This window comes from Nocardia sp. NPDC050713, assembly GCF_040654315.1.
Taxonomy (GTDB): Bacteria; Actinomycetota; Actinomycetes; order Mycobacteriales; family Mycobacteriaceae; genus Nocardia.
The window spans coordinates 1-23,339 of the sequence record NZ_JBFAHS010000001.1; the positions used below are offsets into that span (position 1 = coordinate 1).

Here is a 23,339-nt window from a genome sequence, read left to right on the forward strand (position 1 = left end):
TTCTGCGCCACGTACACCCGGACCAGCTCGTTCACACCCGGCGGCAGGTCGTCCTCGTCATCACGGGAGAACACCCGAATACCGATGACCTTGCCGGACTCACCGTGGGGCACCTTCAGCGAGGTATCACGCACCTCGCGCGCCTTCTCACCGAAGATCGCCCGCAGCAACCGCTCCTCCGGGGTCAGCTCGGTCTCACCCTTCGGAGTGACCTTGCCGACCAGGATGTCACCGTCACGAACCTCGGCACCGATACGCACGATGCCCCGCTCGTCCAGATCCGCCAGCACCTCGTCGGAGACGTTCGGGATATCGCGGGTGATCTCCTCGGCACCCAGCTTGGTGTCGCGAGCATCGATCTCGTGCTCCTCGATGTGGATCGAGGTGAGAACGTCCTCTTCCACGAGGCGCTGCGACAGAATGATCGCGTCCTCGTAGTTGTGGCCTTCCCACGGCATGATCGCCACCAGCAGGTTCTTACCCAAGGCCATCTCACCGTTCTCGGTGCTGGGCCCATCTGCCAGCACTTCGCCGCACTCGACGCGCTGACCCTCGTCCACGATCGGACGCTGATTCGCACAGGTTCCCTGGTTGGTCCGCGCGAATTTGCGCATCCGGTAGGACTTGCGGGTGCCGTCGTCGGCCATGACCGTGACGTAGTCGGCGGAAACCTCCTCGACCACACCCGATTTCTCGTTCACCACGACATCGCCGGCGTCGATCGCGGCACGCGACTCCATACCCGTACCGACCAGCGGGGCTTCGGAACGGATCAGCGGCACGGCCTGCTTCTGCATATTCGCGCCCATGAGGGCACGGTTGGCGTCGTCGTGCTCGAGGAACGGGATCATGGCGGTCGCGACCGACACCATCTGACGCGGAGACACATCCATGTAATCGATTTCGGCGGAGTCGACGAGTTCGACCTCGGAGTTCTTGCGGCGCACCGCGATTCGGGCAGCGACGAAGCGACCGTCGGCATCGAGCGGCTCGTTCGCCTGCGCGACGACATGCCGGTCTTCCTGGTCGGCGGAGAGGTAGTCGACCTCGTCGGTCACCTTGCCGCCGACAACCTTTCGGTATGGCGTCTCGATGAAGCCGAACGGATTGACCCGCGCGTACACCGAGAGATATCCGATCAGCCCGATGTTCGGACCTTCGGGCGTCTCGATCGGGCACATCCGTCCGTAGTGGCTGTAATGCACATCGCGGACTTCGAGACCGGCACGTTCCCTGGTCAAGCCACCCGGCCCGAGCGCAGACAGACGACGTTTCTGGGTGAGGCTCGCGAGTGGATTCCGCTGATCCAGGAACTGCGACATCTGCGAGGTTCCGAAGAACTCCCTGATCGCCGCGACGACCGGACGGATGTTCATCAGCGTCTGCGGCGTGATCGCCTCGATGTCCTGGGTGGTCATCCGCTCACGGACGACGCGCTCCATGCGGGACAGGCCGACCCGGAGCTGGTTCTGGATCAGCTCGCCGACGGTGCGCAGCCTGCGATTACCGAAGTGGTCGATATCGTCGACCTCGACCGGCACCTCGACGCCACCGGGCGCGGTCATCACCTTCTCACCCGCGTGCAGACGCAGCAGGTACTCGATGATCGTGACGATGTCTTCCTCTGTGAGCACCCGGGCACCGGTGTGGATGCCGAGTTTCTTGCCGATCTTGTAGCGGCCGACGCGCGACAGGTCGTACCGCTTCTCCTTGAAGAACAGGTTCTCCAGCAGGGTCTGCGCGGACTCCCTGGTCGGCGGCTCGCCGGGACGCAGCTTGCGATGGATGTCGAGCAGCGCCTCATCGGTGCCGGAAGTGTTGTCCTTCTCCAGTGACGTCATCATGGTCTCGGAGAAACCGAATCGCTCGGTGATCTGCGCGGCGGTCCAGCCCAGCGCCTTGAGCAGCACGGTGACCGGCTGACGGCGCTTGCGGTCGATACGCACGCCGACGGTGTCGCGCTTGTCGACGTCGAACTCCAACCACGCGCCGCGCGACGGAATGACCCGCACGCTGTGCAAATCCTTCTCGGTGCCCTTGTCGACGGTGCGATCGAAGTAGACACCCGGCGAACGCACCAACTGCGAAACCACGACACGCTCGGTGCCATTGATGACGAACGTGCCCTTGTCGGTCATCATCGGGAAATCACCCAGGAAAACCGTCTGGCTCTTGATCTCGCCGGTGTTGTTGTTGATGAACTCCGCGGTGACGAACAACGGCGCCGCGTAGGTCATATCCTTGTCTTTACATTCCTCGATCGAGGCTTTGACCTCCTCGAAACGGGGCTCGGAGAGCGTCAGCGACATCGTCGCGGCGAAGTCCTCGATCGGGCTGATCTCGGCGAGCAACTCCGCCAATCCACCCTCGGGTGAATCGCCGAGCGCCGCTGACCGTTCGCGCCAGGCGGGCGCACCGATCAACCATTCGAACGAATCGGTCTGGACATCCAACAAGCCTGGAACAGCGAGGGGTTCACGAAGTTTCGCGAACGAGACTCGCCTCGGGATCCCGGCTTTCGCGGTATCGGTGGGGTTTCCGGCATCGACCTTGATCTGACTCGAGACTGCCAAGACGCGTCCTTCCAGCACCTCGTGCCGCCCACGCCGGTCGCGCGGTCGTCACGGTATCTGCTTGTCCTGTGGGGTGTATTCACATCGCGCACCGTGCTGGACACCGCCCGAACATGACTCGACAACAACGGGTAGAAAGTGGCACGCAGACAAGCGCCACTTCTACAGTCATTTCGTATTTCGAGAGTTGGACAGCGCGCGACCCGGCGCGAAGTCTCAAATTACACCCGAACTCGACCGATGTCGAGGGCGAAAATAAATAAGCACCGCAATTGCTGAGTGCCTTCCCGTATTTATAGTGACATCCGGATATACCATTCGTCAAGGCCATTAGCGGTAATCGGCCACACATGAGCGCCAATTGTGAAAGAGGTCCGCGGCATTCGATCTGCCCGAGCGGCCTACCTGCGCCGATGCCTGTGAGTGGTGGCGATCCGGCACCCTGGGGTGCCTAGGCCCATCGACGGATGCGCCCGATCCTGGATGGACGAGAAACATTCCCCTCAGGAGGTCGACACGGTGCTTTATTGGATGGTTCTGGCCGGCGCGGTCGTCGGCGGCGGCATCTGGGCCGCCCAGACATGGTTCGCGCGGACGGGTCGCAGTCAGCGGCTGAACGAGCGGCAGGAGACGAGTCGCGTCGTCCGGTCCGGCAGGCTGCCGGAGAACTGGAGTGTGTGGGTGCCACGGTTGCAGGCGTATCGGCGTGGTTACGTGGTTTGGGGACGATTCGCCCTCGCCCTCGCCGCCCTCTACGCCTTGGGAGCCATGTCACATCTGCTCGAACACGACAACGCGAAGGCGGCTCTCTTCGGCGGGCTGGTAGCGCTCTTCCTCGCTTCGGCCTACGCCGCCCGTCGGCAGGTGCGCGGCACCGACAAGCTGCTCCACCAGTGAGACACCCCTGACCGACCCCTCGAATCGATCACAGTAACGCTCGCTATCCCAACCACGACGTGCTTGGTGACATATGGCCCGTCGGGGGGCCAGCCCACCTGTCGGTACTGGAATGGGATCGGGACATGGCTTTTCGCGAGTTCTTCGCGCGGCATCGCATCGCTTCGGCCGTTGCCGCACCAGCAGTTCTCGGCGTGGCGGCGATAGTCGCCGCGTCGTTCGCTATCGATTCGCCGCCGCACACGGCGGACACCCAACTCAAGGCTTCCGTCACGGAGTGCCACGACATGGTGACCATCTCGGTCGCCGGTCGCGGTGACACTCCCACGGCGGGGACCACGAAGTTGCTGGTCGACGCCAACGGCAACGAGTTGCCCGCCGCGCTGGCCGGTGACCACAACAGCCGCTGGGTCGACCCGGTGGTGAACGCTCCGGCCGACGACGTCGACCCCGGCTCCTACGCCGCGGTCTACATCGCCTATCCGGCGAACATGGCCACCTACGAAGATGCCGTCAACGCGGGCGTCGCGAACACCCAGCAGGTGATGCGGGAGATCGCGCAGGCCTGCCCGGACACCAAGTTCTCGATCGTCGGCTACAGCGAGGGCGCCGACGTGGTCCGCCGCGTGGCGATGAACATCGGACACCAGGAAGAGGGCGGTCAGCAGATCGTCGATCCGGACGACGTGCTCGGTGTCGTCATCCTCGCCGACTCGGGCCGCTCGGCCGGAGACGGGCCGTTCCCCGGCTCGAAGGACCCGTTCAGCAACCCGGACGGCTTCGACCAGCAGTACCAGGACGGCAGGAAGCCGGTCTCGGGCCAGGGCGCGCTGCCCGGTACCAGCGGCGACTTCGGCAAGCTGAACGGCAAGATCGCGTCGTTCTGCTCCGAGGGCGATCTCACCTGCGCCGCGCCGGAGAACATCTCGCTGTTGCAGCTCGTGGTGAACGTGGGCAGGCAGATCAACGTCGACCAGCTCGAGCGCGAAGGACTCAATCCGACCAACGGCATGGATGTCGCCGTGGTTCTGGGGGAGATCGCGATGGCGGCGTTCGCGGACATCGCGTCGCAGCCGAACTGGATGGCGAGCGACGAGACCTTCCTCGAGGTCCTGCTTCGGGTCTCCGATCCGGAATACAAGCCGGGTCAGCAGCCGAAGGAGCCCGCGAAGGCCGACTCGATCTCGACCGATCAGATGTCGCCGCTCGCTTACCTGCCGCAGAAGGTGCTGAACGAGATCATCGGTCTCGTCGTGACCAACCAGAACACCATCCCGGTGATCATGAGCGACCCGTACAAGCTGACGCTCGGACCGGACCACACCGGCCACCACTTCGACTACTGGCGCGACGCCAACCCCGGCGAAGGCAGGCCGCTGACCTCCGCCGAGTACGCGGCCGCGTGGCTCACCCACCTGGCGAAGCAGGCGCAGGCGGGCGAGACGGTCGACAAGTCCGCCGAGCCGGATGCCACCGATTTCGCCGCCGCGCGGGAGGCGGTGGAGTCCGCCACGGCGAAGCCGAAGGCCGCCTCGACCACGACGACGACCTCGGCCGCGCCGACCACCACCAGCACCGCGCCGACGACCACGAAGACCGACGCCGCCGTCACATCGACGACCACGGCGCCGACCACCACGCCCCCGGTCTCGTCCGAAACCTCCAGCACTACAACGGCTCCGGAGGCGGCGAATCCGCAGGCGCGGACCTCGGTCGCGGCACCCGCCCAAACCGTGGCACCGGCTGAGCCCGTGGCGCCGACCACCACCCAGCCGACCACGACCGCACCCACCACTACGACGCAAATCCCCGCGCCGACCACCACCGGCGCGAGGTGAGCTGGGCGAGGTCGACGGCCACCGAACGGCCGCCGACCTCTCCCGGCAACGCCTTCACGATCGTCCTGGGCAGTGCGCTTCCACTTCACGAGCGAGCAGTACCGCTGTGCCACATAAGCATTCGACGCCTCGCATAGCCACCGGCTATGTGGGGCGTGTGAAAGATGTGTGGGAAGCGCCTGCATCCCGCGGTGGCGCGTGCAGGTCGGCTGGGGCGGCGTGGGTTCGCAGAGGGCGGGACAGGCGTACAGTTCGCAGCGTTCGGAGCAAACCTGGGCCGCTGCGCATTGGGATGTCGCGGGTGGTGAAACCGTTGAGGCCCAGGGTGATCAAAGCGGCGGCCAGGGTCGCGGAGGCGATCAAGGCCAAGGGGGAGACGGCGTCGGAGGGGGTGCGGCCCACCCATTCCAGTGGAGAGAGGTGGCGGAGCCATTCGGGTAGGCGGAGCGTGTCGGCGAGGGTCGCGATAACGGCTACGGCGACGAAGGCGGCCCAGCTCGCGGACAAAGCGGCAGGGCGAATTCCATAGAGCGCCACCGCGAGTCCGAGCAGCACGAGAACGGACGGTAGGTACGAGAGCGTGGCGAGGGTCAGTCGCATCACGGCCGAGGAATCGCCCACTGCCAGCGCGTCGCTCACGCCGAGCGCGAATCCGCTCACCGTGGCGACCACGGCGGTGCCGCATCCGACGGTGATTACCTCGGCGGCCAACCACCGCGCTCGCGAAACCGATCCGGCCAGTACGGGTTCCAGCCGATCGCCCGGCTCGTCCTCCGCGATCCGGCCGACCCCTTGCACCGCGAAACCGGCGACGATCAAAGCCAGCAGCACCGCGACGAACGACAGATACGCATCCGGATTTGCGCTGCCGCCGCCGAAGACGTCTTGGAGGGCGGCGTTGTCCGCCATCACGGTGCGGATGGCGTCGGCGAGCGCACCGAACGAGATGGCCACCAGCGCGCCGATCACGCTCCACGCGACGATGCCGCCGCGGTGCCTGCGAAAAGCGAATCCCCAGGGCCGCAGCAAAATCGGTGACGCCGAGGCGGGTCCGCGACGGGCGGCCAGCACCCCGGCGCCGTGGTCGCGTCGTCCCGCGACCCAGCAGGCCGCGCCGAACAGCACCGCGGCGAAACCCAACGCCAGCAACACGGGCCACCACCGCGCCGCACCGAACGGGCGCGCCTGCTCCGCCCAGCCGATCGGCGACAGCCACACCAGCCCGTTGCCGCGCACGTCGCCGATGCCGCGAAGAAGGAACGCCGCGATCAACACGGCGAGACAGATTCCGAGGACGTTCCGCGCCGACGCGACGATCTGGGCCGCCAGCGCCGCGATTCCGGCGAAACAGCAGCCGAGCGACATCAGCGCCGCCGAATAGAGCAGCGCGCCAGACAATTCCAGCCCCGTCGCCAGCAAGGCGACAACCATGGACACGGAAACCAATATCAGCGCGGAAACGGTCAGCGCCACCGCCGCGGCGAGTCCGGCAACCCGGCCGACCGATCCGGCACGCAACAACTCCGCCCGCCCGGATTCCTCTTCGCGCCGCGTCATCCGAGTCACCAGGTGAATTCCCATGAGCGGAAAGGCGAGTGCGCTCATGAAACCGAATTCGTAGGCGATGACTCCACCCAGATCGTCCAGTCCATAGGGTCTGCCGTTGATCGCGAACAGCGCCGCGCCCGATTCGGTGGCCGCCCGGTAACTCGCCAGCTCGGCCTGCGTGGAATACAGGCTGTCCAGCGACCACACCGTCCCCGCGAAGACGACCGCGAGCCCGAGCACCCAGCACAGCATCTGCCGACGGCTGCCGCGCAGTCCGACACCCGCCATCACCGTGAATCCGCGCACCGCTACACCCCCACCGTCTCGACGTCTTCGGCGGACGCGTAGTTGCGCAAGAACAATTCGTCCAGGCTCGGCGGATTCGCGGTGATCGACAGCAACCCCGCCGCGTGCAGCGCGCCGATCGCCGCCCCGACGTGCCCGGCATCGACGCCGAAGGAGACCGCGTACCCGGCTCCGTCGTGCTCGATGCGAACGGAACTCACCCCGGGCACGTCGGTCAACACCGGCGGCGCGGTGGTGATCGCGTGCACGTGAGTCGTTGTGTGACGGCGCAATTCGTCCAGCGTCCCGGTCGAGACCGTCCGCCCCTGCCGGATGATGCTGACCCGGTCGGCGAGCGCCTCGACCTCGGCGAGGATGTGACTCGACAGCAGGACGGTGCAGCCCTCGGCCTTGCGTTCGGCCAGCGTCTGCTGAAACACCTGCTCCATCAGCGGATCCAGCCCGGACGTCGGCTCGTCCAGGATGAGCAGCTCGCTGTCACAGGCGAACGCGGCGACCAGCGCGACCTTCTGCCGGTTGCCCTTGGAGTAGTCCTGACTCTTCTTCCCCGGATCCAGTTCGAATCGTTCGACGAGGGCGTCGCGGCGGGCGCGGTCGAAGCCGCCGTGCGCGGCGGCGAGCACGTCGAGGCATTCGCCGCCGGTGAGACCGGGCCACAGTGAGACGTCACCGGGAACGTAGGCGATGCGGTCGTGCAGCCGCACTGCGTCGCGCCACGGATCGCCGCCGAGCAGGCGCGCGGTGCCGCCGCTGGACCGGATCAATCCGAGCAGGATCCGGATCGTCGTCGATTTGCCCGCGCCGTTCGGCCCGAGGAATCCGTGCACCTCGCCCGCCTCGACCCGCAAGTCGAGTCCGTCGAGGGCAGTGAAGTCGCCGAACCGCTTGCGCAATCCGATCGTCTCGATGACGGCGTCGGCCATGGCCGCACCCACCTTTCAGAACGTTGGTGTGCACCGATGGTACACACTGGAGGTGCGCACGACTAGGCCCTAAGATGTGACCATGCCGCTCCCCCGCTTCACCCGGCTACCCGCCGACGAACAACGCCGCATCCTCGATGTCGCGCAGCGGATCTTCGCGGAGGACGGCGTGGAAACCGCCTCCTACAACCAGATCATCGCGGCGGCGGGCATCTCGAAATCCTCGGCGTACAACTACTTCGACGGCCGCGAAGACCTGCTCTACACCGCGCTCGACGACGTCGCCGTCCGCCTCGCGGAGGTACTCGGCACGTGGCGGCGGGTCGCGGACGACGCCGAGTTCTGGTCGCAGCTGAAGACCATCGAGCAGCGGCTGCGCGCCCACATCGAAACGCACCCCGCCGACCTCGCGCTGATCGATCCGGCCTTCCTGCTGCGCGAACAGGGCGCGTTCATGTCCTGGATCGCCGACTTCGTCGCGAACGGGATCACCATCGGGATCATCACCGTCGAGACCGACCGCAACCTGCTGGTCGCCGCCACGGCCGCCGTCCTTCGCGCGGTCGACGGCTGGGGAGCCGCCGAGATGAAGGCGGGTCGGACGCCGGATCCGGATCAGGCTTGGGTCCTGCTGCGCAACCTGTGGGGCACCCCGCGCGCCTGACCGCGCGCGACTTCCTGGATCTGGCGGATCGGGTTGCCGATCGGCCCGCGCTGGCGAAAGTCGCTGCCGCACTGCTGACTTCCGCAGCACATCGCCCGGAAGCCCAACGGAAGCGACATACCGGCTGCCCATGGAAATCGGATCTGTCGGATCATGGGATCACCCGCTAGGCTCCTCGTGGATCGAAAGCGAGCGAGAGCATGAATTCTGTGGCGATGGCTCGGGGAACAGCGCGATGACCAAGCGCGGTTGGCTGCTGTTCCTGGCGATGGGCGTGATCTGGGGCGTGCCGTACGCGATGATCGCGGTCGCGGTCGAGGACTTCGACCCGGTGTTCGTGGCGTTCGGCCGGACGCTGATCGGCGGTCTGTTGCTGTTGCCGATCGCGCTGTACACCGACGCGCTGCGACCGGTCTTGCGACGCTGGCGACCGCTGCTGCTCTACACAATGGTGGAGATCTCGGGCCCGTGGTTCCTCATCGGGTACGCCGAGACCACGCTCAACAGTTCGACCGTCGGCCTGCTGATCGCGGCGGTGCCGCTGATCGCGGTGCTGATCGTGACCCGTATGGGGCACGAAACCATCGACGCGCGAAGGATTTTGGGCCTCGTCGTCGGCTTCGCGGGCGTCGCCGCGCTGGTCGGCCTGGATGTGGATCTGTCGAATCCGGCGGCGATCGGCGCCATCGCGCTGACCACCATCGGCTATGCCGTCGGCCCGATCGTCATCAACCGTTCGCTGGCGGATCTGCCGCCGATGGGCGTGGTCACCGCCTCCCTGCTGCTCGCGGCGGTGCTCTACGTGCCGTTCGCCGCGCTGCGCAGACCCGAGCACTTCCCCGCGGACGCCTCGCTGTCGGTGCTCGGCCTGGCGATCGTCTGCACCGCGGCGGCGTTCCTGCTGTTCTTCGCGCTGATCGGCGAGGTCGGTCCGGCGCGGGCCACGGTGATCACCTACATCAATCCCGCCGTGGCGATCATGCTGGGCGTTACGCTGCTGAACGAACCGCTGACCGCGGGAATGGCGATAGGATTTCCGCTGGTAGTGCTCGGATCGTTCCTCGGAACACGGCAGTCTCGCGCCGCCGCTCCGCAGGACGACCCCGCGCTCTCCGCGACGCCATGAGACACCTTTCGCGCAAAGGAGTTCCGGTTTGACCCATGCCGATGTCGACGCCACCCGCACGGCCTACGACGACATGGCCGAGCTCTACACCGAATTCGCCCGCGGCAACCTGGCGACCAAGCCGTTCGACCGCGCGGTCCTCGCCGCGTTCGCGGAGCGGCTGCTGGCCAACGGTTCCGGTCCGGTCGCCGACATCGGCTGCGGCCCGGGCCGAATCGCCGCCCATCTCGAGTCGCTCGGCATCCCGACCTTCGGCATGGATCTCTCGCCGCGCATGATCGAACTGGCGCGCAACGAGTTTCCCGGCCTGCGCTTCGAGGTGGGGTCGATGGAGGAGCTCACCATCGAGGACGGCGCGTTGGCCGGACTCGTCGCCTGGTATTCGCTCATCCACCTGCCGCCGGAGCGGGTGCCGCACGTGTTGAACGAGTTCTACCGGGTACTCCGGCCGAAAGGGCACGCACTGCTGGCGTTCCAGGCGGCGGACGCCGCGGACACCGTGCTCGCCTTCGACCACAAGGTGACTCGGGCCTACCGTTGGTCACCCGACCGGCTTGCCCAGCTGGCGCGCGACGCGGGCTTCACGGTGATCGCCAGGATGGTCTGTGCGCCGGACCCCGACGAGCGGTTCGATCAGGCGTACCTGATGGTCGCGAAGGTCGACGATCCGGTGGGCTGATTCCGCGCACATCCTGGGCTACCCCAGGTAGCTTTGGTACGGGTACACAGGTTTCTGTGGTGCGTCCCACCCGACAACGTGGTCGATTGTTCATTGCACAAGATCTCCACCGTCGTCAGGGGGCGACTCATACATGGAACTCATCGCACCGGTTGATGCCGTGTTTCTACTGGCCGAATCCCGCGAGCACCCGATGCACGTCGGCTCGCTACAGCTGTTCGAACCACCGGAGGGGGCCGGTCCGGAGTTCGCCAGGGAGACGCACGAAAAGCTGTTGTCCTGCCGCGAGATTCATCCGACCTTCCGCAAGCGCCCGGCCAATCTGCTCGGCTCGCCGCAGCTGGCCTGGACGCTCGAGGACGAGGTGGAGCTGGAGTACCACGTGCGGCGCATCGCGCTGCCCGCGCCCGGCACCCATGGGCAGTTGATCGAGCTGGCCTCCGGGCTGCACAGCTCCCTGCTCGACCGGCACCGTCCGCTGTGGGAGATCCACCTGATCGAGGGGCTCAAAGACGGCCGCTTCGCACTCTATTCGAAGATGCACCACGGCTTGATCGACGGAGTCTCGGCGCAGCGGCTGTTGCAGCGCACGTTGACCGACGACCCGACCTCGAGCGAGGCGCGGGTGCCATGGAACCTGCCGCGTTCGGGACGCAAGAAAGAGTCGTCCAATTCCGGATTGCTCGGCGCGGCAAGGACTCTCGTTTCCGCCGCCGCGTCCGCCTCGCCGCTGCTTCGCGCGGCGCGCATCGCGCTGCGCGAACAGCAGGTGACGCTGCCGTTCGAGGCGCCGAAGACCATGTTCAACGTGCCCATCGGTGGTGCCCGGCGCTCGGTCGTTCGTTCCTGGCCGCTGGAGCGAATCAAGCAGGTGCGCAAGGCGACCGGGACCACGATGAACGACGTCGTGCTCGCGATGTCGTCGGGTGCGCTGCGGAGTTACCTGGCCGAACGCGACGCGCTGCCGGACAAGCCGCTGATCGCCATGGTGCCGATGTCGCTGCGCTCGGCGGACGACACCGAGACCAACGGCGTCAAGGTCGGCGCGTTGCTGTGCAACCTCGGCACCGATCTGGCCGACCCGATCGCCAGGCTGCGGACGGTGAGCGAGTCCATGCGGAAGAGCAAAGAGGTCTACAGCGAACTCTCGCCCGTGCAGTCGATGGCGCTCTCGGCGCTGATGGTCAGCCCGATCGCGCTGAACCTGGTGCCCGCGCTCATCCCGTGGACCACACCGCCGTTCAACATCGTCATCTCGAACGTGCCCGGTCCGCGCGAGCCGATGTACTGGAACGGCGCCCGGCTCGACGCCATCTACCCGCTCTCCATCCCGTTCGACGGCCAAGCCGTGAACATCACGCTCACCTCGAACGCCGACAACCTGGACTTCGGTTTGGTCGGCTGCCGCCGCAGCGTGCCACAGCTCCACCGCATGCTCGACCACCTGGAGGGCGCGCTCGCCGAGCTGGAGAACATTGGCGGGTTTGCCTGCTGATGGCGTGGTTCTCTGCGTGGGTATCCGCAACGGGAAGAGACCGTCTGCTGGTGCGCCGTCTGCGCACGGGAGCGCTGGGGGTACCGCGACAAAACTAGAACGTGTTACTGTCAATCTATGGTGCCCCATCGGTCGACGACGACGCTGCCGCGGCATGGCGATACCCGCGGCATGCGGCGGATTCGGCCGGTCGGGGCGGCAGTCCGTCGCCCGCGAGGCGAAGCCCGCGCGGCAACTATGTAACCCGTTCTAGAACGTCCGCGGCCGCTGCGATCCGGTCACGGCGTAGGTAAGGGAGACCAGCACCCGATGCGTACCGAAATCTGCGACCGGCTGGGGATCGAGTTCCCCATCTTCGCCTTCACCCACTGCCGCGACGTGGCGGCCGCGGTCAGCAATGCCGGTGGGCTCGGCGTCCTCGGCGCGGTGGGCTTCACCGCCGAGCAGCTCGAGGTCGAGCTCGCCTGGCTGGACGAGCACGTCAACGGCGTGTACGGCGTCGACCTGGTGATCCCCTCCAAGTACGAGGGCAAGGGCATCGACGACCTGACCCCCGAGCAGCTGGAAGCCAAGCTCGGCGAGATGGTGCCGCAGGGCCACCGCGACTTCGCGGAGAAGATCCTCGCCGATCACGGCGTCCCGCACCTGCCCGCGGAGGAGCATCACAACCAGCTGCTCGGCTGGACCGCGACCACGGTGGCCCCGCAGATCGAGGTCATCCTGAAGCACCCCAAGGCCAAGCTGGTCGCCAACGCGCTCGGCACGCCGCCCGCCGACGTGATCGAGCAGATCCAGGGTTCCGGAAGGCTGATCGGCGCGCTGTGCGGTTCGGTCAAGCACGCGCTCAACCACAAGGCCGCGGGCTTGGACTTCGTGGTCTGCCAGGGCACCGAGGGCGGCGGGCACTGCGGCGAGATCTCGTCCATGGTGCTCTGGCCGCAGGTCGTCGACGCGATCGGCGATATGCCGATGCTCGCCGCCGGCGGCATCGGCGACGGCCGCCAGGTCGCGGCAGCCATGGCCATGGGTGCGGCGGGCGCGTGGACCGGCTCGCTGTGGCTGACGGTCGAGGAGGCCAACGTGCCGCCCGCGCAGATGCAGACCTACATCGACGCGAGCAGCCACGACACCGTGCGCTCGCGCTCGTGGACCGGCAAGCCGTGCCGGATGCTGCGCAACGACTGGACCGACGCGTGGGAGTCGGCCGAGACCCCGGACCCGCTGCCGATGCCGTTGCAGATGATGGTGGCGCTGGACGGCGTCAAGCGCGGCCACCGGTACCCGGAGGCCGCGAAGGACGTCAACTTCAACCCGGTCGGTCAGGTGGTCGGCATGATGACCAAGGTGGAGCGCTCCGCCGATGTGGTCCAGCGGCTGATCAACGAGTACGTCGAGGCGTGCGATCGTCTCAACAAGCTCAACGGCTGATCACGCGGGCCATTCCGGCCAGCGCGCCGCCTTCTGCTCGAGCACCGGATCGGTGATGCCGCCCCAGCAGGCCAGCCGGTCGGCATCCCATCCGGCGAGCTCGGAGCCGTTGGCGTAGACGGACTGGAAGAATTCCAGCGCCGCGCCCACCGGGTCACCGGTGCGGCGCGCGGCGTCGTAGGGGTAGTACGCGGAATGGCCCGAGCCGGAGGCGACCCAGCGCGCGCCCGCGGGCTTCAGCGTCCGGTCCGCGAGTCCGTCCGGTTCCGGTGCGACGTAGGAGTAGAAGGTCGGCTCGGGGACCTTGTCGTCGCCGAACCAGAATCCGGCGCTGATCACCTCGCGCGAATAGGCCTCGCGGGTCACCGAATCGACGGTCGCGGGCATGTCGATCTGCCGTGGCGAGAACCGCTGCACCGCGATATCGAAAGTGTGCCAGAACAATTGGACGGGGCTGATCTTGCCGGAGTAGGTGGCGCTGAACTCCTCCAATATCCGCCCGACCTGGCTCGACACGCGAAAAGCCTTGCGCGCCTTGTCCGGATCGTAGGCGGCGTGGTCGGTGTCCTCTTCGAACGGCCGGTCGGAGTCGGGCAGATCGAAGGGGTGCGGGTGCGGCATGACGACCTGGATGCCGAGGTCGCCGAGTCCGCCCATCACATCGGTGTAGAAGGTGGCGACGGACTGCTGAAGCAGGTCGATCTCCACCTCGACGCCGCGATCGGTCGCGATGCGCAGGACGTGGTCGAAGAAGTCGAAGGAGCAGGTGAACACCGGCCCGTTGCGCGCGGTGCCGAGCGGAACGGTGGTCCAGCCGCGGGCGGTCAGCCGGAAGGTCATGTGCCACCAGTGGTTGCGGCGGATGCCTTTGGCCAGGGCGACCTTGCCGACCACCTGGGCGAAACGGTGCAGCGTGTCCTTGGTCGGACGCCAGGATTCCAGCGGTATGGCGGGCAGCGATTCTGCTGACTCGGTCATGACCAAACGGTACGACCGACTCCGGCAATGCGCTGGCAAATCGCGCGGCCCACCCGATTCGGCAAACAGTCACCGACACGTGCACAGTGCGGAGCCGGCACACCGGCAGGCCGTGCTTTTCCGTTGGTGGGCACTCGCCCGGAGATCCACACTACGAGCAGGTACACCCGCCCCCGCCAGTCCGATGACGGGACGGCCCGGCACCGTGAGCGTCGGCGCCGAATCCGCGGGTCACCGCACGCGGTCGAGTATCCGGCCGCACCCACCACGCCTCCCCGTGATCGGACAGCGGCAACGGTTGCCCCGAGCGCGTCGGCGATGCCGTCCAGCCAGATCTAGAATATCTGTCTCAGACGCTATTGATCGGGATAAGTAATGAATAAGTGACCAAGTTCCGAGCGGCCGCGGATCGCGCGACCGCCCGGGACGACTGGACTCAGACAGCCCGTTTTGTACGTTTCGCCGGATCAGGCGGTGGCTGCGTGCGCTTCCTCGACCTCGGCTTCGCCGCCGCCGAGCAGTTCCTCGAACCGGGCGATGACCTTGTCGTGGTACATCCCGAACAGGTCCTCGAACAGCGCGAGCTGCGCCTCCGACGGGCCGGAGCCGGATTCCCACACCGCTACCAGCGCCCGCCACACCAGCACGTGCAGGTCGGCCGCGCCGGCGAAGTACGCCTCGATCGCCTCGGGCACCTCGAGCACCATCTCGCCGATGGTGTTCAGGATCGCCCGCTGCATGCTCAGTCCGAGCGCGGTCAGCAAACGCCGGACCAGAGCGACCTCGATGGCCAGGATCTGCCGGTAGTCCGGAACCTCCAGGCGGGCAAGGGCTTCCAGTTCGTCGATGGCCGCCTTCAGCTCGGCCGGGTCGATCTCCTGTTCGCTCGCGGTGTAGGCGAGCAACGTCTCCATGACGATGCCGCGCTGCACGTCGACGATGTCGTGGAACATCTCGATCGCGACGTCGGGCATCGGCACCGAGAAGCGGAACAGATGGCGGTACACGTCGAGGCCGCCCGCCTCCCGCACATCGCGGATGGTGAAACCCTTACCGCGACGCGCCTCGACGAATCCATACGATTCCAGCCTGCCCAAGGTCAACTGCGCGGTCGCGCGATTCATATCGAATTCTTCGGCGACCTGGCGGACCGACGGCATCAAATCCCCCGGCTGATATTCCCCCGCGGCAACCCGGCGCGCCAGCTCGTCGGCAACGTCGGCGACTACCGTCTGGGATCCCATCGGATGCCACCTTTCGACTGTTTTCCCATTACGTCCCAGACAGTCTAAGCCCTGCTGTACGAGACTGCATCTGTGTAACACCGATCCGCGCACAGTGTGAGGTGATTCATGGCCATTCGCCGCCCGCCCGCGCATTCGGGTACCGAATCCCCAGGTAGACGTTTTTTCGCGGTGCCGGACGATGGTGTGCCTCCGGTCCGTCGTTCGATACGCACTGCCCGGTTGGCCGGAGTGCCGGTGGCCTACGCGGGTCGTCGGACGCCACCCCCGCCATGCTTCCCGCCGCCGTGGACGCCGCCATGACGGCGAGCATGGGCCCGGACTGGCGCTGGCATTTCCGGGAATTCGACGAGCGCCGCGCGGCGGCCGCCTCGATCGGCCAGGTGCACCGCGCGGTCTGGCGCGACGGGACACCGGTCGCGGTCAAGGTGATGTATCCCGGCGGCCGCGCCGCGGTGACGGGAACCGAGGGCCCGTATCGCGCCGAGCTCGCGCGCTGGTACCCGGAACTGGACGAGATCGCGCACGGTCCGGTGGGCGCCGCGCCGGTTGCTCCGGCCGCGATCTGCCTGATTCGCGATGCCGACTCGGCGCAGGTTTCCTGGGCTGACCTGCGCCGATTCCCGAAATGAGCGCTGGATTCCCGTCTGGGACACTGCTGGATTCCTGGACCAGAAGCGGCTGGAACTCCGAAACACTCAGCGGGACAACCACTCCAGCCAGACCGGCATGATCAGCGCCGCGATCGCGTCGTAACCGGCTTCGCTCGGGTGCGCGCCGTCGCCTTCGCGCACCTCCCGCATCCACACCTCGTTCGCGCGCAGTTCGTGATGCACGCGGGCGTACTGCGTTCCGGCCGCGGCGCAGATCTCGGCGAAGCGGTCGTCGAGGTGGGCGATCCTGGCGTTGTGGGCGTCGCCGTCGACGGGCGGCGGGGCGACGATCATCGTCTGCCAGCCACGCTCGGCGGCGCGCGCCAGCACGGCGGTCAGGTTGGTCGCCGAGTCGTCGGGATCCACCCGCGGCGAGCCGTTTTCGAGCACGGTGTCGTTGACGCCGAACGAGAGGACCACCCTGGCGTCGGTCCCCTCGGGCAGCCGCGGCGCGCACTCGGCTTCCCACCGCGCGGCGATGTCCGCCGAGGTCTCGCGCCGCACGCCGAGGTTGTATCCGGTGAACGGCATGGCGGCGGCGCCGAGGCGGCCGACCCAGCCGAGGCAGCGGGGATCGCCGACACCCGCGACGAACGAGTCACCGACGAAGCAGATGCGAAGATCACGAGCCACCGGTCGATCCTCTCGTGCACTGTCGCGCTGCGGAATTCCGGCCGCTCGAAATTCGCCGGGCGAAGGCAATAAGATCGGCGTGTTCGTCCGGGAGGGAGTGACGTTGTCAGGGGAAACGGTGAGTCAGGCGCCCGCGTGGTTCACGGAGTTGTTCGCGCATCGGCGCTGGATCCGGCGATCGGGGCCGTTTCCGCACGTGTACGTGCGCGACGTCTTCGTGGAGGACTTCTACAAGCGACTGGCCGACGAATACCAGCGGGTGCTCGACGCGCGATCCAGCGCGTTCTCGCGGGTGGCCGACAACTACAGTGCCAGCGGAATTCCGCTCGCCGAACTGCGCGACGGACCGCTCGCGCTGTTCACCTCGCGGGAATGGCACGACCTCATCGCGTCGGTGGCCGGGGTGGAGGTCACCGGCGACGTGGAGGGCTCGATCCACCACCATTCGCCGGACAGCCCGGCGGGCTGGCCGCACAACGACCTGAATCCGGCGTGGTTCGCCGGCCCGGCCCCTGGCCCGGACGAGGTGCGTCTGCCGGACCCCAGCGTCAACACCAAGACGGGGGCGAAGTCCGACGGCGTCACCGCGCGGGAGACGGTGCGCGCGGTCGCGCTGCTGTTCTACCTGGGCAATCCGGGATGGCAGCCGGGCGACGGCGGCGAGACCGGCTTGTACGCCAATATCGCCGACCCGGCGCCGACGCTCGCGGTGCCGCCGCTGGACAACTCGATGGTGATCTTCGAGTGCACGCCGCGGTCCTGGCACACCTACCTCGGCTACAACCGAGCCTCGCGCAGCAGCATCGTGATGTGGCTGCACCGGCCGAAGGACGACGCGATCCAGCGTTGGGGAGGAGACCGCATTGTCCAGTGGTAACCGACGGGTCTGCCTGCTCACCGGCGCGGGCGGCCTCTTGGGCGACGCGTTCTGCCGTGCCCTCTACACCGCCTACGACATCGTCGCCGTCTGCGGCACCCGCGTACCGGCGACGCCCTCGCAGCACGAGTGGTTCGTCGATCCCTTCGACCCGCAGGGCACGGTGCCGGAGAACGATTCCCGGGTCTTCCTGATCCGTTCCGATCTCACCGCGCCGGGTGAGGTCGACCGGGTCATCGATCTGGCGCTCGCCAAGTTCGGCGGCGTCGACCTGCTGGTCAACAATGCCGCGAGCCTGCGGCTGCATCCGCAGGGCATCGTCGACGGCGACACCGCGATCGACGACTTCGAGCCCCAGTTCGCGCTGAACGTCGGTGTGCCGCTGCGGCTCTCGGCCCGATTGGCGCAGCGCGGCTGGATGCACGACATCGACGGCAACCGCGCGCGCAACCGCAACATCGTCAACGTCTCCAGTCTGTCCGGCTCGAATGTCTATCCCGGCGGCCAGGCGGTGTACGCCGCCTCCAAGGCGGCGCTGAACCATTTGACCCGGCACCTGGCCGCGGAATTCGCGGAGTTCGGCGTCCGCGCCAACGCGGTGGCTCCCGACAGCTTCCCGGCCCGGGTGCCGACGGAGAAGGTGTTGCAGGCGATCCTCGAACTGGACACCGGCGCCATGACCGGAGGCGTGTACAGCGTCGTCGCCAATTGAGCCCGCCGGGCCGCCGCGGGGCCGCCTCTGGCAGGGTGAACACATGCGAGTCGACGGGCGGGAGATCCCGGTAACGGGTAGTCTCCTGCAGCCGCTGATCCGGCGAACCACGGACATCGTCCGGGTCATGTTCGCTGCGCTGTGGCTCGGTGTGATCATCGCGGCCTCGGTGATCACCCGGCCGGAATGGCTCGCGCTGGAAAGCTCGGTTTCCAACATCGTCGACTTCCTCACCCCGGACCAGTCCAATCTGATCTACCTGATCTACGGCATCGCGATCCTCATCCTGCCGTTCGCGATCCTCATCGAGCTGATCATCGGCAGGCAGTGGAAGCTGCTCGCGGGCTACGCCGCGGCCGGGCTGGTCGCCGGGCTGCTGCTCTCCATCACCGGGACCGGCATCTCCGCGCCGCAGTGGCACCTGCAGGTGCCCGATCGGCTCGACACCTTCCTCTCCCAATTCCTCGACGACCCGCGCTGGATCGCCATGCTCGCCGCGGTGCTCACGGTCTCCAGCCCGTGGCTGCCGACCAAGCCGCGCCGCTGGTGGTGGTTCCTGCTGCTCGCCTTCGCGCCGATCCACCTGGTGGTCAGCACCGTGGTGCCCGCGCGGGCGATGTTCGGGCTCGCGGTGGGCTGGCTGGTCGGCGCGGTGATCGTCTGGGTGGTCGGCACCCCGGCGCTGGAGGTGCCGCTGGACGCCGCGGTGCGCGTGCTCGCCAAGCGCGGGCACACCGTCACCGGATTCACCGTGGTGCGACCGGCCGGGTCGGGTCCGCTGGTGCTCGCCGCCGCCGTGACCGGTCCGGAGCGCGAGCTGACCGTCGAGATGTACGGCAAGAACCAGCGCAGCCACAGCGCGCTGCGCATGTTCTGGCGCTGGCTGACCTTCCGCAGCAGCGAGACCGGCGCGCTGCACGGCTCCATGCACCGCGCCGTCGAGCACCGCGCGCTGATGACGATCGCCGCGGGCGACCTCGAACTCGCCGGTCAGCAGGTGGTCGCGGTGGCCGCGCTGGATCGCGGCTGGATGCTCTACGCGCATACCGACTCCGGCGGCGCGTCGATCGCCGAGACCCCGATCGACCGGCTGCCCACGGTCTGGAAGGCGCTCGACGCGCTGCACACCGGCCGGATCGCGCACGGCGACCTGCGTCCCGACGACATCCGCGTCACCGAGGACGCCGTGCTGTTCAGCGGTTTCGGCAATGCCGAGTTCGGCGCGTCGGACACCCAGATCCAGTCCGACATCGCGCAGCTGCTGGTCACAACGGCCGCGGTCTACGGCAAGGAGTCCGCGGTGCGCGCCGCCATCGACGCGCTCGGCGAGCAGACCGTGCTCACCGCGACCCGCCGCCTGACCAAGTCGGCCATGCCGTCCGGCATCCGGGTCTCGATTCCGGAGTGGGGTTCGATCGTCGCCGAAACCCGGGACGAGGTGCGCGAGCAGACCGGCAAGGATCGGATCGAGGCCGATCAGATCACCCGGTTCTCCCGCAACCAGATCATTCAGCTGGTGCTGCTGATCGGCCTGGTCTACGTGGCGTACCCGTTCATCAGCCAGGTCCCGACCTTCTTCACCCAGCTGAGGACGGCCAACTGGTGGTGGGCGCTGCTCGGGCTCGCCGTCTCCAGCCTCACCTATATCGGCGCCGCGGCCGCGCTGTGGGCCTGCGCCTCCGGCATGGTGAACTTCCGCAACCTGGTGATCATGCAGATCGCCAACACCTTCGCCGCGACCACCACGCCCGCGCGCGTCGGCGGTCTCGCGCTGAGCGTGCGGTTCCTGCAGAAGGGCGGGCTCGGCGCGGTGCGGGCGACGGCGGCCGTCGCGCTGCAGCAGGCGGTGCAGGTGATCACCCACCTCAGCTTGTTGATCCTGTTCAGCATCGTGGCCGGTACCTCGGCGGACCTCTCGCATTTCGTGCCGGATCCGCTCGTCCTGTATCTGGCCGCGGGTGTCGGCGTCGGCATCATCGGCACCTTCATGTTCGTGCCGAAACTGCGGCGCTGGCTGAACAATTCGGTTCGGCCCCAGCTTCAGGAAGTGCTCGGCGAGCTCGGCCAGCTGGCAAGGGACCCGAAGCGGTTCGCCATCATCGTCGCGGGCTGCGCCGCCATCACGCTCGGCATGGCGGGTGCGCTGTGGGCCAGTGTCGAGGCCTTCGGCGGCGGCACCACGTTCGTCACCGTCACGATCGTGACCATGATCGGCGGCACGCTCGCCTCGGCCGCCCCGACACCCGGCGGCGTCGGCGCCGTCGAGGCGGCGCTGATCGGCGGCCTGGCCGCCTTCGGACTGCCCGCGAACATCGCCGTGCCCGCGGTGCTGCTCTACCGCGTCCTCACCTGCTGGTTGCCGGTGTTCTGCGGGTGGTTCACCATGCGGTGGATGACCGCGAAGAACATGATCTGAGCTATCGCCGGACTGGCGTTCGCTGCGCCGCCGCTACTTCGTCGCGAGCAGGACTCCGGCGAGCGGCGGGACGATCTCGAACTCGATCGAGCGGAACCCCGCTGCCGACAAGGGTTCTCGGTAGCGGCGGATGTCGATGGCGGCGAGCGGGTCGGCGTGCTGTCCGGCCGCGTCGCCGGTGCGGTGCGCGGCGAAGCGGGACATCGTGCGGATGAGTTTCGGCAGGACTCGCCCGGCGGGGTGGGTGTCGGCGAGGAGGAGTCGGCCGCCGGGGCGCAGCACGCGGTACATGTGGGCGAGGGCGGCTTCGCGCTGGGTCTCCGGGATGTGGTGCATGACGAACGTGCAGGTCACCAGGTCGAACGAGGCATCGGGGTGGTCGAGGGTCTGCGCGGGACCGAGTTCGAAACGGCAGTTCGGCAGTTTCGCGTGGGCGGTGGCGTAGGCGATCATTCGCGGTGACGGGTCGCGTCCGACGACCTCGCCCGTGTCCCCGACGCGGGCGGCCGTGGCGCGGGCGAAATCGCCTGGACCACAGCCGATGTCGATCACGCGGTCGCCAGGGGCGGCGCCGCTGCGGGCGATGAGTGCGGCATTCTGCGCGCGGCCGCGGCCGAGCAGGAACGCGGAGCGGACGAAGCGGTAGCCGCGCGGACGGGTGATGAGCAGGCCGATCTCGGCGGCTTGGTCGTTTGTGGACTGTTGTGCGTTTCCGGACATATGTTCATGATCGAAGGTGGTCGCCGCGGCGACCAGAAGCAGAAGTACGGAATCCGTCCGGTTCGGGACCACACCGCCCGATCCGTCCGGAAACGCGGGAACAGATGATGAACGAGACAATCGACCGCCGGGTGCGGCGGACCAGGGCGACGTTGCACCGGGCGCTGATCGAACTGCTGCTGGAACGTTCCTACGAGCGAATCACGGTGCGCGACATCCTGGATCGCGCGGACGTCGGACGCTCCACCTTCTACGCGCACTTCCGCGACAAGGACGACCTGCTGCTGGTGAGCAGCACCGAATACCTGCGCGCCGCCATCACCGCGGCCCGCCCGGAGGACCCCGCCGCACCACCGCCCTCGGCTCCGCTCGCACCGGTCTACACGCTCTTCCAACTGGCCGCGGAGAATCCCGAGGTGTACCGCGCGCTACTGGGGCGCAAGGCGGGCGGGCAGCTGCTGCGCGCCACCCGCGGCATGGTCGGCCGGGTGCTCACCGAACAACTGTCCGGGCGGTTCGACATGGACGACGAGGAGTTCACGGCGATGGTGAACTTCCTGTCCTGGGGCGTGGTCGGCACGCTCGGCGCGATCGCCGACGCGGAACCGCCGATTCCGGCGGAGGTCGCCTATCGGCGTGTGGCGGGGTTGATCGGGCCGGGACTGGCCGATCGAATCCGCTGAATCAGCTCGACTAGCTCGGCCGAACTCCGGAGCGGCGGTCGACCACCGCGCGGCCGTCTACGCCACGGCTGCGGGACCGCGCTGCTCTCACATTCTCCGCTGAATCACCGTGGCGGCAAGGCGCATTCGTACGCCTCGGGGCGGCGCACTCGAGCCGATCCGTGGATCCGCGGCGGACGCCGAGGGTGACGAGCGGTCTGCATTTGGCGTCCTGCCGCACGACTGCTGCGCCTGGCGGTGAAGGTGGGATCGGGTGGACCGCGTCCGGCAGTTCCCGGCCGAGCGGGTGTCGGCAAGCAGCGGTTGGTCGCCGGGTCCGGCTTCAGCGGCGGACGCGATCGAGGGCCTCGGCGGCGGTCAGGCAGCCCGCGGTGACGAGTTCGAGGTTGGCGAGCGCGGCCTCGTGGGCGGCGGGGTCGGCGGCGGCGACGCAGTCGGCGATCGGATGAACTGTGAAGCCGAGATCCGTTGCGTGGCGCGCGGTCTGCTCGACGGTGAGATTGGTGGCGACGCCGGTGAGGAACAAGGTGTCCAGGCCGTGCTCGGTCAGCCAGTCGGGCAGGGCGCTACCCGCGAGCCCGGACAGCTTCTGGTTGTCGTAGATCGCGCTCGGCTGATCCTTCATCTCCGTGATGACTTGCGCGCCCGGTGATTCCGGACGGAATTCGGTCTGCGCCGCGCCGACCGACCGCATGAAACCGGTGTTGCGCACCAGAGCGCCCTCGCCGACGGGGATGGTGAACCGGGTGAAGATCACCGGGAGATCGACTTCGGCGGCCGCGTCGTGGAAGTCCACCGCGCGCGGCACGACGCCGCTGGCCGCGACCGGCCCGGCCAGCATCGGACCGAAAAAGCCCTCGGGCCGAACGATGTTCACCTGCCAGTGCAGGGCCAGCACGGCGGCGCGGATGGGGGGGATCGCCATGCCTCGATCCTCACGCATCCG

19 protein-coding genes and 1 pseudogene are annotated in these 23,339 nt (G+C 67.6%); 12 read left to right on the forward strand and 8 right to left on the reverse strand.

Annotated elements, in window-relative coordinates; all coding sequences use genetic code 11:
- Positions 1 to 2,591, reverse strand: a 2,591-nt coding sequence (gene rpoB / locus AB0H49_RS00005) for a DNA-directed RNA polymerase subunit beta (RefSeq protein ID WP_357245444.1), incomplete at its 3' end; no start/stop codon positions are given.
- A gap of 513 nt (positions 2,592 to 3,104) precedes the next feature.
- On the opposite strand from rpoB, the gene AB0H49_RS00010 reads away from it, so the two are divergent.
- Both AB0H49_RS00010 and AB0H49_RS00015 read left to right on the forward strand, forming a co-directional pair.
- Positions 3,105 to 3,470 carry a hypothetical protein gene (locus AB0H49_RS00010; protein ID WP_357245447.1) on the forward strand — a complete coding sequence of 122 codons (366 nt, stop codon included), beginning with the start codon at positions 3,105 to 3,107 and terminating at the stop codon, positions 3,468 to 3,470.
- A gap of 125 nt (positions 3,471 to 3,595) precedes the next feature.
- The gene (locus AB0H49_RS00015) at positions 3,596 to 5,308 is read left to right on the forward strand and encodes a cutinase family protein (protein WP_357245450.1); all 1,713 of its coding nucleotides are present in this window, start codon (positions 3,596 to 3,598) and stop codon (positions 5,306 to 5,308) included.
- A 144-nt stretch (positions 5,309 to 5,452) separates the two neighbouring features.
- On the opposite strand, the gene AB0H49_RS00020 is transcribed toward AB0H49_RS00015, so the two are convergent.
- Positions 5,453 to 7,162 carry a hypothetical protein gene (locus AB0H49_RS00020; protein ID WP_357245453.1) on the reverse strand — a complete coding sequence of 570 codons (1,710 nt, stop codon included), beginning with the start codon at positions 7,160 to 7,162 and terminating at the stop codon, positions 5,453 to 5,455.
- A gap of 2 nt (positions 7,163 to 7,164) precedes the next feature.
- A complete protein-coding gene (locus AB0H49_RS00025) occupies positions 7,165 to 8,085 on the reverse strand; it encodes an ABC transporter ATP-binding protein (protein WP_357245456.1) in 921 nt (306 codons plus the stop codon).
- Between the two features lie 82 nt (positions 8,086 to 8,167).
- On the opposite strand from AB0H49_RS00025, the gene AB0H49_RS00030 reads away from it, so the two are divergent.
- From AB0H49_RS00030 to AB0H49_RS00050, 5 genes are all read left to right on the forward strand, one after another.
- Entirely contained in the window at positions 8,168 to 8,749 is a 582-nt protein-coding gene (locus tag AB0H49_RS00030; RefSeq protein WP_354998377.1) for a TetR/AcrR family transcriptional regulator, read from the forward strand.
- Between the two features lie 235 nt (positions 8,750 to 8,984).
- A complete protein-coding gene (locus tag AB0H49_RS00035; RefSeq protein WP_357245459.1) occupies positions 8,985 to 9,875 on the forward strand; it encodes a DMT family transporter in 891 nt (296 codons plus the stop codon).
- 28 nt (positions 9,876 to 9,903) lie between these two features.
- Positions 9,904 to 10,554, forward strand: a complete 651-nt coding sequence (locus tag AB0H49_RS00040) for a class I SAM-dependent methyltransferase (RefSeq protein WP_357245462.1) — start codon at positions 9,904 to 9,906, stop codon at positions 10,552 to 10,554.
- 133 nt (positions 10,555 to 10,687) lie between these two features.
- On the forward strand, positions 10,688 to 12,049 hold the full coding sequence (locus AB0H49_RS00045; protein ID WP_357245465.1) for a wax ester/triacylglycerol synthase family O-acyltransferase: 1,362 nt from the start codon (positions 10,688 to 10,690) through the stop codon (positions 12,047 to 12,049).
- A 309-nt stretch (positions 12,050 to 12,358) separates the two neighbouring features.
- Complete coding sequence (locus tag AB0H49_RS00050; protein WP_354998373.1) at positions 12,359 to 13,477, forward strand: nitronate monooxygenase family protein; 1,119 nt, start codon at positions 12,359 to 12,361, stop codon at positions 13,475 to 13,477.
- Here AB0H49_RS00050 and AB0H49_RS00055 read toward each other — a convergent pair whose 3' ends face one another.
- Together AB0H49_RS00055 and AB0H49_RS00060 are read right to left on the reverse strand one after the other, a co-directional pair.
- Positions 13,478 to 14,455, reverse strand: a complete 978-nt coding sequence (locus AB0H49_RS00055; RefSeq protein ID WP_354998372.1) for a DUF5996 family protein — start codon at positions 14,453 to 14,455, stop codon at positions 13,478 to 13,480. It lies immediately after the preceding gene.
- Between the two features lie 467 nt (positions 14,456 to 14,922).
- Positions 14,923 to 15,699 (reverse strand): GntR family transcriptional regulator, encoded by a 777-nt coding sequence (locus tag AB0H49_RS00060; RefSeq protein WP_354998371.1) that lies wholly within the window; start codon positions 15,697 to 15,699, stop codon positions 14,923 to 14,925.
- A gap of 269 nt (positions 15,700 to 15,968) precedes the next feature.
- Between AB0H49_RS00060 and AB0H49_RS00065 the strand changes: the two are divergent.
- Positions 15,969 to 16,331 (forward strand): annotated as a pseudogene (locus tag AB0H49_RS00065) (AarF/UbiB family protein); the annotation flags it as partial.
- A gap of 66 nt (positions 16,332 to 16,397) precedes the next feature.
- Here AB0H49_RS00065 and AB0H49_RS00070 read toward each other — a convergent pair.
- On the reverse strand, positions 16,398 to 16,985 hold the full coding sequence (locus AB0H49_RS00070; RefSeq protein WP_357245470.1) for a GDSL-type esterase/lipase family protein: 588 nt from the start codon (positions 16,983 to 16,985) through the stop codon (positions 16,398 to 16,400).
- Positions 16,986 to 17,103: 118 nt separating this feature from the next.
- On the opposite strand from AB0H49_RS00070, the gene AB0H49_RS00075 reads away from it, so the two are divergent.
- Genes AB0H49_RS00075 through AB0H49_RS00085 form a run of 3 tightly spaced genes read left to right on the forward strand, consistent with a single transcriptional unit; the run spans position 17,104 to position 20,990 of the window.
- The gene (locus tag AB0H49_RS00075) at positions 17,104 to 17,862 is read left to right on the forward strand and encodes a 2OG-Fe(II) oxygenase (protein ID WP_357245473.1); all 759 of its coding nucleotides are present in this window, start codon (positions 17,104 to 17,106) and stop codon (positions 17,860 to 17,862) included.
- Positions 17,849 to 18,574: an SDR family oxidoreductase gene (locus AB0H49_RS00080; RefSeq protein WP_354998367.1), complete on the forward strand. Its 726-nt coding sequence runs from the start codon at positions 17,849 to 17,851 to the stop codon at positions 18,572 to 18,574. The genes AB0H49_RS00075 and AB0H49_RS00080 overlap by 14 nt, the downstream gene beginning before the upstream one ends.
- A 43-nt stretch (positions 18,575 to 18,617) precedes the next feature.
- Positions 18,618 to 20,990 (forward strand): lysylphosphatidylglycerol synthase domain-containing protein, encoded by a 2,373-nt coding sequence (locus tag AB0H49_RS00085; RefSeq protein WP_357245477.1) that lies wholly within the window; start codon positions 18,618 to 18,620, stop codon positions 20,988 to 20,990.
- A gap of 33 nt (positions 20,991 to 21,023) precedes the next feature.
- Here the strand turns inward: AB0H49_RS00085 and AB0H49_RS00090 are convergent, their stop codons facing one another.
- Positions 21,024 to 21,710 carry a methyltransferase domain-containing protein gene (locus AB0H49_RS00090; RefSeq protein ID WP_357245480.1) on the reverse strand — a complete coding sequence of 229 codons (687 nt, stop codon included), beginning with the start codon at positions 21,708 to 21,710 and terminating at the stop codon, positions 21,024 to 21,026.
- A gap of 107 nt (positions 21,711 to 21,817) precedes the next feature.
- Here AB0H49_RS00090 and AB0H49_RS00095 point away from each other — a divergent pair, with 107 nt between their 5' ends.
- A complete protein-coding gene (locus tag AB0H49_RS00095) occupies positions 21,818 to 22,393 on the forward strand; it encodes a helix-turn-helix domain-containing protein (protein WP_354998364.1) in 576 nt (191 codons plus the stop codon).
- Between the two features lie 322 nt (positions 22,394 to 22,715).
- On the opposite strand, the gene AB0H49_RS00100 is transcribed toward AB0H49_RS00095, so the two are convergent.
- On the reverse strand, positions 22,716 to 23,318 hold the full coding sequence (locus tag AB0H49_RS00100) for a cysteine hydrolase (RefSeq protein ID WP_357245482.1): 603 nt from the start codon (positions 23,316 to 23,318) through the stop codon (positions 22,716 to 22,718).
- Between the last annotated feature and the right edge of the window lie 21 nt (positions 23,319 to 23,339).